Origin of the sequence: Halomonas sp. HK25 (assembly GCF_047795635.1) — a bacterium.
GTDB lineage: Bacteria > Pseudomonadota > Gammaproteobacteria > Pseudomonadales > Halomonadaceae > Halomonas.
This window is the reverse complement of sequence record NZ_CP181044.1, coordinates 3,613,424-3,626,092: the sequence shown is the minus strand read 5'-3', so window position 1 is coordinate 3,626,092 and position 12,669 is coordinate 3,613,424. Positions and strand designations below refer to the sequence as shown.

General features: G+C 68.8%; 10 protein-coding genes. 9 read left to right on the top strand and 1 reads right to left on the bottom strand.

Annotation, left to right across the window (positions count from 1 at the left end):
* Positions 1 to 53: 53 nt before the first annotated feature.
* From ACM26W_RS17030 to tilS, 9 genes are all read left to right on the top strand, one after another.
* Positions 54 to 536 carry an OmpH family outer membrane protein gene (locus ACM26W_RS17030; RefSeq protein WP_416138162.1) on the top strand — a complete coding sequence of 161 codons (483 nt, stop codon included), beginning with the start codon at positions 54 to 56 and terminating at the stop codon, positions 534 to 536.
* A gap of 23 nt (positions 537 to 559) precedes the next feature.
* The gene (lpxD, locus tag ACM26W_RS17025; protein ID WP_416138161.1) at positions 560 to 1,597 is read left to right on the top strand and encodes a UDP-3-O-(3-hydroxymyristoyl)glucosamine N-acyltransferase; all 1,038 of its coding nucleotides are present in this window, start codon (positions 560 to 562) and stop codon (positions 1,595 to 1,597) included.
* Between the two features lie 105 nt (positions 1,598 to 1,702).
* Positions 1,703 to 2,146: a 3-hydroxyacyl-ACP dehydratase FabZ gene (gene fabZ, locus ACM26W_RS17020; RefSeq protein WP_416138160.1), complete on the top strand. Its 444-nt coding sequence runs from the start codon at positions 1,703 to 1,705 to the stop codon at positions 2,144 to 2,146.
* Positions 2,143 to 2,910, top strand: coding sequence for an acyl-ACP--UDP-N-acetylglucosamine O-acyltransferase (lpxA, locus tag ACM26W_RS17015; RefSeq protein ID WP_416138159.1), 768 nt, complete (start codon positions 2,143 to 2,145; stop codon positions 2,908 to 2,910). The genes fabZ and lpxA overlap by 4 nt, the downstream gene beginning before the upstream one ends.
* Before the next feature lie 2 nt (positions 2,911 to 2,912).
* A complete protein-coding gene (lpxB, locus tag ACM26W_RS17010) occupies positions 2,913 to 4,163 on the top strand; it encodes a lipid-A-disaccharide synthase (protein ID WP_416138158.1) in 1,251 nt (416 codons plus the stop codon).
* Complete coding sequence (rnhB, locus tag ACM26W_RS17005) at positions 4,160 to 4,786, top strand: ribonuclease HII (protein ID WP_416138157.1); 627 nt, start codon at positions 4,160 to 4,162, stop codon at positions 4,784 to 4,786. Before lpxB ends, rnhB begins: the two co-directional genes overlap by 4 nt.
* 232 nt (positions 4,787 to 5,018) lie before the next feature.
* Complete coding sequence (gene dnaE, locus ACM26W_RS17000) at positions 5,019 to 8,525, top strand: DNA polymerase III subunit alpha (RefSeq protein WP_416138156.1); 3,507 nt, start codon at positions 5,019 to 5,021, stop codon at positions 8,523 to 8,525.
* Positions 8,526 to 8,637: 112 nt separating this feature from the next.
* Positions 8,638 to 9,591: an acetyl-CoA carboxylase carboxyl transferase subunit alpha gene (gene accA / locus ACM26W_RS16995; RefSeq protein ID WP_416138155.1), complete on the top strand. Its 954-nt coding sequence runs from the start codon at positions 8,638 to 8,640 to the stop codon at positions 9,589 to 9,591.
* A gap of 4 nt (positions 9,592 to 9,595) precedes the next feature.
* Positions 9,596 to 10,873, top strand: a complete 1,278-nt coding sequence (tilS, locus tag ACM26W_RS16990) for a tRNA lysidine(34) synthetase TilS (protein ID WP_416138154.1) — start codon at positions 9,596 to 9,598, stop codon at positions 10,871 to 10,873.
* Between the two features lie 18 nt (positions 10,874 to 10,891).
* Here tilS and ppx read toward each other — a convergent pair whose 3' ends face one another.
* On the bottom strand, positions 10,892 to 12,406 hold the full coding sequence (ppx, locus tag ACM26W_RS16985) for an exopolyphosphatase (protein ID WP_416138153.1): 1,515 nt from the start codon (positions 12,404 to 12,406) through the stop codon (positions 10,892 to 10,894).
* Positions 12,407 to 12,669: the final 263 nt, after the last annotated feature.

The window sequence follows — 12,669 nt, the reverse complement described above, 5'->3', positions numbered from 1 at the left end:
TAAACCCCTAGATTGCAGGGCCGCCCCGGGGTGGCCCGCCAAGGAGCTCCACCATGCGTAGATTGACCGCCGCACTGAGTCTCGTCCTGCTGGCCGCCCTGGCGCTACCCGCCCACGCCGCCGAGGTGGCCGTGCTGGACTGGCGCCGGGCGCTGATGCAGACCGATGCCGCCCAGCGCTCTCTGAGCGAGCTGGAGGGCCGCATCGGCAGCCAGCAGCGCCAGGCAGAGGCCCTGGAGCAGGAGCTCTCCCAGCTTCAGCAGCGTGCCAGCAGCCTCACCGACAGTGAGCGCGAGGAGGCCAACCGCAAGGTAACCGAGCTCAACCGCCTGGCCGGCGAGATCATGCAGGCCCAGCAGGAGGCCGAGCAGAGCTTCCTGAGCAACGCGGAGTCGAGGCTCGAGCAGGCCGTGGAGCAGGTGATCTCCCACCACGGCATCGATGTCCTCGTCGAGCCACAAGGTGTGCTGCACGCGAGTCAGGACCTGCCGGACCTGACTGGTGAAGTGACCCAGATCCTCAACACTCTGCTCTGAGCCGGCTTCAGCGGACCCAAGCCATGACACGACGCGATATCCCGACCTTGACCCTTGCCGACATCGCCGAGCGCCTGGGTGCCCGGTTGGTCGGCGATGCCGACCGCCGTGTCAGCGGGCTGGCCACCCTCAAGGAGGCCGGCCCGGATCAGGTCGCCTTCCTGGCCAACCGCGCCTATCTCAAGGACCTGCCGGAGACCCGGGCCGCGGCGGTGCTGCTGCATCCGCAGCACGGCGAGAGCTGCCTGGCCGCTCGGCTGGAACTCGACAACCCCTATCTGGGCTATGCGGCCCTTTCTCGGCTCCTCGACCCCCTGGTGGGCGGCGAGCCGGCCGGCGTGCATCCCTCGGCGGTGGTGGACGCAAGCGCCACCCTGGGGGAGCGAGTCGAGGTGGGCGCCAACGCCGTGATCGAGGCGGGCGTGACCCTTGGCGACGACGTGATCGTAGGCCCCGGCTCGGTGGTCGGAGAGGACTCGGTGATCGGTGCGGGCTCGAGGCTTCATCCCAACGTCACCGTCTGCCACGGGGTGGTGGTGGGTGAGCGGGTCATCCTGCACAGCGGCTGCGTGATCGGCGGTGATGGCTTCGGCTTCGCCCACGACGGCGCGCGTTGGCACAAGATTGCTCAGCTCGGCGGGGTGGTGCTGGGCGATGACGTCGAGGTGGGCAGTTGTTCGAGCATCGATCGCGGCGCCCTGGGTGATACCCGGATCGGCAACGACGTCAAGATCGACAGCCAGGTGCAGATCGCCCACAACGTGCAGATCGGCGATCACAGCGCCCTGGCCGGCTGCGTGGGCATCGCCGGCTCAACGAGGGTGGGCCGGCACTGCATGCTGGGCGGCGGGGTCGGACTCGCTGGCCATCTGACCCTCTGCGACGGCGTTCAGGTCACCGGCATGAGTCTGGTCACCAATTCGATCCACGAGCCGGGGGTCTACTCCTCCGGCACCGGTGCCATGAAGAACGCCCAGTGGCGCAAGAATGCGGTACGCTTCAAGCAGCTCGACGACATCGCCAAGCGTCTCTCGCGTCTCGAGAAGGGGCGCGACGGTTGAGGGTGGCACCCAGGGCGCTATAATCCACCGCCTGCCCGACGGCCCCTGCCGCCGGCTCGCACCCGCCCGGAAGGCGGGGCTCCCGACACTCCAGAGGTTGTGACGATGGTAATGGACATCAACGAGATTCGAGACTATCTGCCCCACCGCTATCCCTTTCTGCTGGTGGACAGGGTCACGGAGATTACCCTCGGCGAATCCATCGTCGCCTACAAGAATGTCAGCATCAACGAGCCGTTCTTCAATGGTCACTTTCCCCACCATCCCATCATGCCCGGCGTGCTGGTGATGGAGGCGCTGGCCCAGGCCTGCGGTATTCTCGGCTTCAAGACCGTCAACAAGCTGCCCGCCGATGGCTATGTCTACTATCTGGTGGGCAGCGACAAGGTGCGCTTCAAGCGCCCGGTGATGCCCGGTGACCGGCTTCAGCTGCGTGCCGATGTGATACGTGAGAAGCGCGGCATCTGGAAGTTCGCCTGCAAGGCCACCGTCGATGGCGAACTGGCCTGCGATGCCGAGATCATCTGTGCCGAGAGGAAGGTCGCTTGATTCATCCCACCGCCCTCGTCGACCCCGCCGCTCGCCTTGCCGATGACGTCGAGGTGGGTCCCTTCACGGTGATTGGCCCCGACGTGGAGATCGGGTCCGGCAGCCGGATCGGTCCCCATGTGGTGATCAAGGGGCCCACGGTGCTGGGGGCGCGCACGCGCATCTTCCAGTTCGCTTCGGTGGGCGAGGACTGCCAGGACAAGAAATATGCCGGCGAACCGACCCGTCTGGTGATGGGCGATGACAACGTCGTGCGAGAAGGGGCGACCCTGCATCGCGGCACCGCCCAGGACCGCGGCGAGACCACCATTGGCTCGCGCAACCTGTTCATGGCCTATGTCCACGTGGGCCACGACTGCGTGATCGGCAACGACTGCATCCTGGCCAACCAGGTGACCCTGGCCGGCCACGTGACAGTGGGCGATTTTGTCATCCTCGGTGGCCTGTCGGCGATCCACCAATTCTGTCACTTCGGCGCCCACGCCATGGCCGGCGGCGGCTCCATCATCACCAAGGACACCCCGGCCTTCGTGATGATCAACGGCAATCCGGCCCAGGTCCACGGCCTCAATCTGGTGGGCCTCAAGCGCCGCGGCTTCTCCCGCGAGGCGCTCAAGTCGTTGAGCGAGGCCTACAAGCTGGTCTACCGCCAGGGGCTCACCGTGGAGCAGGCGCTGGCCGAGATCCGCGCGCGCTTCCAGCTTGCCGAGACCGAGGCCTTCGCCGCCTCCATCGAGATCTCCACCCGCGGCATCATCCGCTAGCGATGCCGGTTGTCGAGAGGGCTGCCGAGAGCGTCGCCGAGGAACGGGCCGTGACGCGCGTCTACCTGGTCGCCGGTGAGCTCTCCGGGGATATCCTCGGCGCGGGCCTGATGCGCGCCCTCAAGGCGCGTCATCCCGGCGTCGAGTTCCGCGGCATCGGCGGCCCGCGCATGATCCATGAAGGCATCGACAGCCGCTTTCCCCTCGAGACCCTCTCGGTGATGGGCCTGGTGGAGGTGCTCAGGCACCTGCCCGGGCTGATCCGGGTGCGTCGTTCCCTCAAGGCCGATGCCCTGGCGTGGCGGCCGGACATCATGGTCGGCATCGACGCCCCCGACTTCAACCTGGGCCTGGAGCGACAGCTGCGCGAGGCCGGCCTCACCACCGCCCACTACGTCAGCCCCTCCGTGTGGGCCTGGCGCCAGGGCAGGGTGAAGGGTATCGCCAGGTCCGTCGATGCCATGCTCACCTTCCTGCCCTTCGAGGCGGCCTTCTACGCCCGCCACCGGGTGCCGGTGGCCTTCGTCGGCCACCCGCTCGCCGACGAACTGCCGCTGGAGAACGATCGCGCCGGTGTTCGGGGCGAGCTGGGTCTGCCTGCCGAGGGCGAGGTGCTGGCCGTGCTGCCCGGTTCTCGGGCCAACGAGATCCGTTTCCTGGGCGAGACCTTCCTCGACGCCGCCGAACGGCTGTGCGCCGCCCGGCCAGGCCTGCGGGTGGTGGTGCCGGCGGCCACGCCTGAGCGCCGCGCCGAACTGGAGGCGCTGCTCGCTGAACACCCCGCGTTAGCGGAGCGCCTGACCCTGCTCGACGGCCAGGCGCGGGAGGCCATGGTGGCCAGTGACGCCGTGCTGCTCGCCTCGGGTACCGCAGCGCTGGAGGCGATGCTCTGCCACCGGCCCATGCTGGTGGCCTACCGCATGGCGCCGGCCACCCACTGGCTGGCCAGGCGACTGGTCAAGACCGAGTGGATCTCGTTGCCCAACCTGATCGCCCGCGAGACGCTGGTGCCGGAGTTGATCCAGGACGCGGCGAGCCCCGAGGCGATCGCCGCCCGGCTCGGCGAGATGCTCGACGACGCCCCGGGCCGTGCCGAACTGGAGGCGCGCTTCGCCCTGATACACGACGGCCTGCAGCGCGACGCCAGCCGTCGCGCGGCGGAGGCCATCGAGGCCCTGGTGGCCGGGGTGCCGCTGCCGGCGAGCGTGGCACCGGAACGGGGCGTCGAGAGGGGCGGGGAGGTCGCACCGTGACGTCAGGCAGAAGGAAGCCCGGCGAACTGCCGCCGCTGGTGGTGCACTACGCCGGCGAGCGCCTCGCCGGGGTCGACGAGGTGGGTCGCGGCCCCCTGGTCGGCGCGGTGGTCGCCGCCGCAGTGATCCTCGACTCGGCGCGCCCCATCTCAGGGCTCACTGACTCAAAGGCGCTGAGCGCCAGGCGCCGCGAGGCGCTCGATCTCGAGATCCGCGAGGGGGCGCTGGCCTTCGCCGTGGCCGAGGCCTCGGCTGTCGAGGTCGATGAACTCAATATCTTCCACGCCACCCATCTCGCCATGCGCCGTGCCATCGATGCCCTGGCCCCCGGGGCCGAGTACCTGCTGGTGGACGGCAACCGCCTGCCCGGGCATCATGTTCCCGGCCAGGCGGTGGTCAAGGGGGACGCCCGCCATCCGGCCATCGCCGCCGCCTCGATCCTGGCCAAGGTGGCCCGGGATGCCCAGATGGCCGCGCTCGACGTGCGCCATCCCGATTATGGCTTCGCCCGCCACAAGGGCTACCCGACCCGCCAGCATCTGGCCGCCCTGGAGCGCCTGGGGCCGCTGCCGGAGCACCGCCGCTCCTTCGGCCCGGTCAAGCGCCAGCTGGCGCTGTTCTGACGAGCCGCTTCGGCTCGAGAACAAGCAGCTGCCTTTTACGCGGGTAGCGAGGAGCGCCGGGGACAGAGCGAAGGGGAGGTCCGTGGACCAGGGATGGTCAAGGTAGCCTCCAGGGAGGGATTCATGGCGCCTCCCCGTAGCTCTGTCGCCGAGTCAGCTCCGAGCGATGCCGCCACGCAGGTTCAACTCCTGCTTCCGTGCTGACTATTCACCGCCAAGCCTCGAGCCCCTTATGACCACGCCTTTCGTTCATCTCCGCGTTCATACCGAATACTCCCTGGTCGACGGCCTGGTGCGGCTCAAGCCGCTGGTCAAGGCGGCCGCCGGCCAGGGCATGCCGGCGCTGGCGGTGACCGACGAGGCCAACCTTTTCGGCCTGGTCAAGTTCTACAAGGGTGCCCAGGGCGCCGGCCTCAAGCCGATCATCGGCGCCGACCTCTGGCTGGCCAACCCCCATGACGAGGGTCACCCCTACCGGCTGACCCTGCTGGCCATGAGCGACGTGGGCTACCGCAACCTCACCGAGCTGATCTCCCGGGGCTGGATGGAGGGTCAGCGGCTGGGCCATGCCGAGGTAAGGCGGGACTGGGTGCTGGCCCAGAGCGAGGGCCTGATCGCGCTCTCCGGTGGTCGCGACGGCGAGATCGGCCGCTACCTGCTGAGCGACCACGGCGCCGAGGCGCAGGCCCTGCTCGAGGAGTGGAATGCCGCCTTCCCCGGTCGCTTCTACATGGAGTTGTCGCGCACCGGGCGGCCCCTGGAGGAGGAGTGCGTGCACCTCTCGGTGGCACTGGCCGTGGAAACCGGCACCCCGGTGGTGGCCACCAACGACGTGCGCTTCCTCGACAAGGATGACTTCTGGGCCCACGAGACCCGGGTCGCCATCGGCGAGGGGAGGGCGCTGAACGATTCTCGGCGTGAGCGCAAGTACACCGAGGAGCAGTACCTCAAGAGCCCCGAGGAGATGGCCGAGCTGTTCGCCGATATCCCCGAGGCGCTGACCAACAGCGTGATGATCGCCGCCCGCTGCAGCGTCGAGGTGCGCCTCGGCGAGATCTTCCTGCCCGAGTTCGAGATTCCCGAGGGCATGACCCAGGACGAGTTCTTTCGCAAGGTCTCCCACGACGGCCTCACCGAACGCCTCGACTTCCTGTTCCCCGCCGAGCGCTACCCCCGCGACGGCGCCGAGTTCGCCGAGATCGACGCCCGCTACCGCCAGCGGCTCGACTTCGAGCTCGAGATCATCATCCAGATGGGGTTCCCCGGCTACTTCCTGATCGTGATGGACTTCATCCAGTGGGCCAAGGACAACGACGTCCCGGTGGGCCCCGGGCGGGGCTCCGGCGCCGGCTCCCTGGTGGCCTACGCCCAGAAGATCACCGACCTCGACCCCATCGGCTACGACCTACTGTTCGAGCGCTTCCTCAATCCCGAGCGGGTCTCGATGCCCGACTTCGACGTCGACTTCTGCATGGAGAAGCGCGACCGGGTGATCGAGTACGTGGCCGACCGCTATGGCCGCAACGCTGTGTCGCAGATCGTCACCTTCGGCACCATGGCGGCGAAGGCGGTGGTGCGCGACGTGGCCCGCGCCCAGGGGCGCCCCTATTCGCTGGGTGACAAGCTCTCCAAGCTGATCCCCTTCGAGGTGGGCATGACGCTCGCCAAGGCCATCGAGGCGGAGCCGGCCCTCCGAGAGTTCGTCGAGGCCGACGATGAGGCCGCCGAGATCTGGGAGATGGCGCTCAAGCTCGAGGGCATCACCCGCGGCACCGGCAAGCATGCCGGCGGTGTGGTGATCGCCCCCACCAAGCTCACCGACTTCTCGCCGCTGCTCTGCGACGAAGACGGCACGGGGCTGGTCGTGCAGTTCGACAAGAACGACATCGAGGAGGCCGGGCTGGTCAAGTTCGACTTCCTCGGCCTGCGCACCCTGACCATCATCGACTGGGCGCTGGCGATGGTCGACAAGGTGCGCGCCGTGGAGGGGCAGGGGCCGCTCAAGATCGAAAGCATCCCGCTGGATGACGCCCCCACCTTCGAGATGCTCAAGCGCGCCGAGACCACGGCGGTGTTCCAGCTCGAATCCCGCGGCATGAAGGAGCTGATCAAGCGCCTGCTGCCCGATTCCCTGGATGACATGATCGCCCTGGTGGCGCTGTTCCGCCCCGGCCCGCTGCAGTCGGGCATGGTGGATGACTTCATCAACCGCAAGCACGGCCGGGCCGAGATCTCCTACCCGCACCCGGACTACCAGCACGAGCTGCTCAAGCCGGTGCTCGAGCCCACCTACGGCATCATCCTCTATCAGGAGCAGGTGATGCAGATCGCTCAGGTGATGGCGGGCTACAGTCTGGGCCAGGCCGATATGCTGCGCCGAGCCATGGGCAAGAAGAAGCCCGAGGAGATGGCCAAGCAGCGCGCGGGCTTCATGGAGGGCTGCGCGGCCAACGGCATCGACAAGGACCTGGCGGGCAATATCTTCGACCTGGTGGAGAAGTTCGCCGGCTACGGCTTCAACAAGTCCCACTCGGCGGCCTACGCCCTGGTCTCCTACCAGACCGCCTGGCTGAAGGCGCACTATCCCGGCCCCTTCATGGCGGCGGTGATCTCCACCGAGATGGACAACCTCGACAAGGTGGTGCCACTGATCGAGGAGTGCCGCCACCTCAAGCTCACCGTGACCCCGCCGGACGTCAACGCCGGCGAGTACAAGTTCACCGTGGATACCGAGGGACGGGTGGTCTATGGCCTGGGGGCGATCCGTGGCGTGGGCGAGGGGCCCATCGGCGCCATCGTCGAGGCCCGCGAGGCGGATGGCCCCTACAAGGACCTCTTCGACTTCTGTCGTCGCGTCGATCCCAGGCGCATGAACAAGCGCACCCTGGAGGCGCTGATCCGCTCCGGAGCGCTGGACAACCTCGGCCCCAATCGCGCCGTGCTGGCCGCGGCTCTGGATGACGCCTTGAAGGCCGCCGCCCAGACCCAGACCAACCAGAACCTGGGCATGATCGACATGTTCGGCGAGGCCTTCGTCGACGAGGAGGCGGAGGGAGGCGACGTCTACGCCGAGTATCGCCGGGTGCGCGAATGGACCGATAAGGAGCGCCTGGCCGGCGAGAAGGACACCCTGGGGCTCTACCTGACCGGTCACCCCATCGACGAGTACGAGAAGGAGCTCGAGCGCTTCGTCTCCACGCGCATCAGCGATCTCAAGCCGTCGCGGGAGCCCCAGCGGGTGGCGGGCCTGGTGGTGGGGGTGCGCACCATGAAGTCGAAGCGCGGCGACACCATGGCCTTCCTGACCCTGGACGACCGCACCGGGCGCATCGAGGCGTCGCTGTTCGGCGAGCTCTATGACCAGCTGCGCGGCCAGATCGAGGCGGACCAGGTGCTGATCGTAGAGGGGGAGGTCTCCTCCGACGACTACTCCGGTGGCCTGCGCCTGCGCGGAAAGGAGGTCACCCCCATGGTGGCGGCGCGTATCCGCTACGGTCAGGCGGTGGAGCTCTCCCTGGACGGCGCGGCCATCAACGGCCGCCTGGTCGATTCCCTGCGGTCAAGCCTCGACCCGCACCGTGACGCCGAGGGTCTGCCGGTGCGGCTGCGCTACCGCAACGCCGAGGCCACCGGCTGGCTGGAACTCGACGCGGCCTGGAAGGTTTCGCCCACCGACGACCTGTTGATTCGCCTGCGCGAGGTGCAGGGCCAGGACGGCGTGCGGCTGAAGTATCGCTGAGGCGCTGCCTTGCGCGCCACGTTGAGGGTGCGATAATGCCAGGCACTTCATTTTTCGCGCCGCGCCTGGTCTCGACGGGCAGGGCGGTGAAACACGACAAGGCCTCCCGCCAATGAATCCCAACTATCTCGACTTCGAACAGCCCATCGCCGAGCTCCAGGCCAAGATCGAGGAGCTCCGCCTGGTCGGCAATGATAGCCAGGTCAACCTCAGCGACGAGATCGAGCGCCTTCAGGAGAAGAGCCGCAAGCTCACCGAGTCCATCTTCAAGGACCTGACCCCCTGGCAGGTCTCCCAACTCTCCCGTCACCCCCAGCGGCCCTACACCCTGGACTACCTGGAGCACGTCTTCACCGACTTCGACGAGATCCACGGCGATCGCCAATTCGCCGATGACGCCGCCATCGTCGGTGGCGTGGCGCGCCTCGATGACCGCCCGGTGATGGTGATCGGCCACCAGAAGGGTCGCGACGTAAAGGAGAAGGTGCGCCGCAACTTCGGCATGCCGCGCCCCGAGGGCTACCGCAAGGCGTGCCGCTTGATGGAGATGGCCGAGCGTTTCAAGATGCCGGTACTGACCTTCATCGACACCCCGGGAGCCTACCCGGGCATCGACGCCGAGGAGCGCGGCCAGTCCGAGGCCATCGCCCACAACCTGGCCGTCATGTCGCGCCTGCGCACGCCGATCATCGCCACCGTGGTGGGCGAGGGGGGGTCCGGCGGGGCGCTGGCCATCGGTGTCTGCGATGAGCTGGCCATGCTGCAGTACTCCACCTACTCGGTGATCTCGCCAGAGGGCTGCGCCTCCATCCTGTGGCGTAGCGCAGAGAAGGCCTCCGACGCCGCCCAGGCCATGGGTGTCACCGCCGAGCGCCTCCAGGAACTGGGCTTCGTCGATACCCTGATCCCCGAGCCGCTGGGCGGCGCCCACCGCCAGCCGGTCACCGCTGCCGAGCGGGTCAGGGACGCGCTGCTGGGCAGCCTGGACCGCCTCGACGCCATGGATATCGACGCCCTGCTGACGCGACGCTACAAGCGCCTGATGAGCTATGGGGCGCCGGCCTGACAGGATGCCCCTGCAAGCCCTGATCGACGACGCCCTGGCCCAGACTCCGCCGGGGCGTTGCGTCTGGGTGGCGCTCTCCGGCGGGCTCGACTCCGCGCTGCTGCTGACGCTGGCCGCCGAGGCGTGCCGTCGCCATCCCCGCCCGCTGTATGCCCTGCATGTTCACCATGGCCTGCAGGCCGCCGCCGATGGCTTCGAGGTCCACTGCCGCCGGCTCTGCTCGCGGCTCGGCGTGCCGCTGTTCGTCGAGCGGGTCGAGGTCGACCTCGCCGCTGGGCAGGGCCTGGAGGGGGCGGCCCGGGTGGCGCGCTACGCCGCCTTCGCCCGTCGCGTCGCACCCGGCGAGACCCTGTGGCTGGGCCAGCACCGCGACGATCAGGCCGAGACCTTCCTGCTCGCCGCCCTGCGCGGCAGCGGGGTGCGTGGGCTGGCCGGCATGCCGCCGGCGCGCGCCTGGCGGGGCAGGGCGCTTTCGCGACCGCTGTTGGTGGTCTCCCGGGCATCGCTCGAGGCCGAGGCGGCCCGTTGCGGCCTCGCCTGGGTGGAGGACCCCTCCAACGCCGATGAGCGCCTCGATCGCAACTACCTGCGTCACACCGTCTTGCCGGGGCTGGCGACCCGCTGGCCCCATGCCGCCGCGGCGCTGTCACGCAGTGCTGCCCTGGCCGGGGAGGCCGAGGGACTGCTCGGCGAACTGGCCGAGCTCGATCTTGAACGCCTGGGCGGGGAGCCGGCCCGCCTCTCCGCAGTGGGGCTGACGGCGTTCTCTGCGGCCCGCCAGCGCCTGCTGCTGCGCCACGCCTGCGCGCGCCTGGGCCTGCCTAGCCCCCCGGCGGCTCGCCTGGCAACGCTGCTGGCTCAGCTGGCCTCGCGAAGGGATGCCGAAGTGCGGGTGGCCTGGGAGGGCGTCGAGGCGCGGGTCTGGCGCGGATGGCTCTACCTGTTGGCGCCGCTCCCCTCCCTGCCGGAGGGCTGGGAAACGCGCTGGAACGGTGAGGCGCCGCTGATCACGCCGCTGGGAACTTGCAACCTGGGGCTGAGCCGTGCGGCGGCGGTGTCCGGCCCGCTGCTGTTGCGACCGCGACGAGGCGGCGAACGACTGCACCTGGCGAGTCGCGGCTCCCGCGACCTCAAGCGCTTGCTTCAGGAGCTGGCGGTACCGCCCTGGGAGCGCCAGCGGCTGCTGGTGGCCTGGTGGGGCGCGACGCCGGTGGCAGTACTCGACCCCGTGAGCGAGCGCTGGCTGGCGGTGGCGTCGGGATGGCGGGGCGAGTCGCCGTGATGGCTAGGCGGGACAGGCTCAGGGCGGTGACACCAGCGCCAGTTGGAAGCCAGCGGAGTGTTGATGGCTGCACTCCTGCTCCAGGTCGGTGAGCAGGAGCATGGGGTCTTCACCGGGCGAGAGCCATAGCTGCAGCGCCTCGCCGTCGGCCTCCAAGCGAGGCGCGGCGGGTGGCTGCTCCGGCCGGCTGTGGTTGAGCAGCACCGCCAGGCGCAGCAGCCGGGCCAGACGGGCGTGGGAGCGCTGTACGGAGGTGGGCAGCGCCTGCCATTCACGGGTCGGGAACTTGCGGCGGTGGGCACGCACCAGGAAGGCCAGCAGGCGCTGTTCCGGGCGCGAGAAGCCGGCCAGGTCGGAGTGCTCAAGCAGGTAGGCGCCATGACGATGGAACTGGCTATGGGAGATCGCTAGACCGATCTCGTGCAGGCGGCTGGCCCAGCCGAGGAAGCGGGCCTGGTCGTCGTCCAGCTTCCAGGCGTCGCGTAGCTGGTCGAACAGGGCGGCGGCGCTGGTGGCCACGTTGGTGGCCTGCCGCTCATCCACCCCGTAGCGGCGCTCGAGCAACTCCAGGCTCTTGAGCCGCGAGTCCTCCGGGCTGTTGCGCCCGGCCATGTCGTAGAGGACCCCCTCGCGCAGGGCGCCGTCGGCGTAACGCATCTGCTCGAGGCCGAAGGCCTCGAAGACCGCGCCGAGCACCGCGATACCCGCGGGAAAGACCCGGGCCCGGTCGGGCTTGAGTCCCTCCATGGAGACCTTGTCGAGGCGCTTGCACTTGATCAGCCGCTCGCGCAGGGCGGCCATCCCCTCCCGGGTGACCACGCCCTCGGGGGCACCGCCGGCGGCATGGATCACCGCGGCGGCCGCCTTGACGGTACCGCTGGAACCTACCGGATCCTCCCAGCCCAGCTCACGGTACTGGCGGCGGATATTGGCCAGCTCCGAGAGGGCGGCAAGCTCGGCGCGGCGCATGCGCTTGTCGGTGATCTCCCCGTTGTCGAAGAAGCGCTGGCTGAAGGTCACGCAGCCCATGCGCAGGCTCTCCAGGGCCAGGGGCTCGAAGCGCTCGCCGATGATGAACTCGGTGGAGCCGCCGCCGATATCGACGATCAGTCGGCGTCCCTCCTCGGCCAGGGCGTGGGCCGCCCCCAGGTAGATCAGGCGCGCCTCCTCACGTCCGGCGATGATCTCGATGGGGCAGCCCAGCAGCGCCTCGGCGCGCTCGATCAGCGCCTGGCTGTTGGCCGCATCCCGCAGGGCATTGGTGCCCACCACCCTGAGCTGCCCCGGGGCGATGTCCTCCACGAAGGGGGCGAAGCGGGCCAGGCAGTCAAGGGCGCGCCCCATGGTCGCCTCATCGAGCAGACCCTCGTCGTCGAGGCCGGCGGCCAACTGCACCTTTTCTCCTTGCCTTGCCACCACCTGCAGACGCTCGTCCTGGTAGTTGGCGACCAGCAAATGGAAGCTGTTGGAGCCCAGATCGATAGCAGCAAGGCGTCGGGTGGGGGGCAGGGCCGGCTCCGCTGGCGAGGTCATGGTGAGTCCTTGAAGTTGGCTGAGGGAGAAAGGTTGCGGTGCGACCCCCGCTCTGTCAATCGCCGCGGGGCTTGCGTTCCCAAGGGGGCTTGTCTAGTATCGAGACGTTCGCCTGTTTCGAATGCTTTCCGACCGTCCTGCGGCGATCCCGTCTCGGTCAACTCCAAGTCGTCAGTCAGCCCACTATGCTCAGCGACCCCGGCCAAGCCGCAGCCGCTGGTCAGGCGAAAACTAACCTGCTCCCTCGACTCCCTATCGGCCGG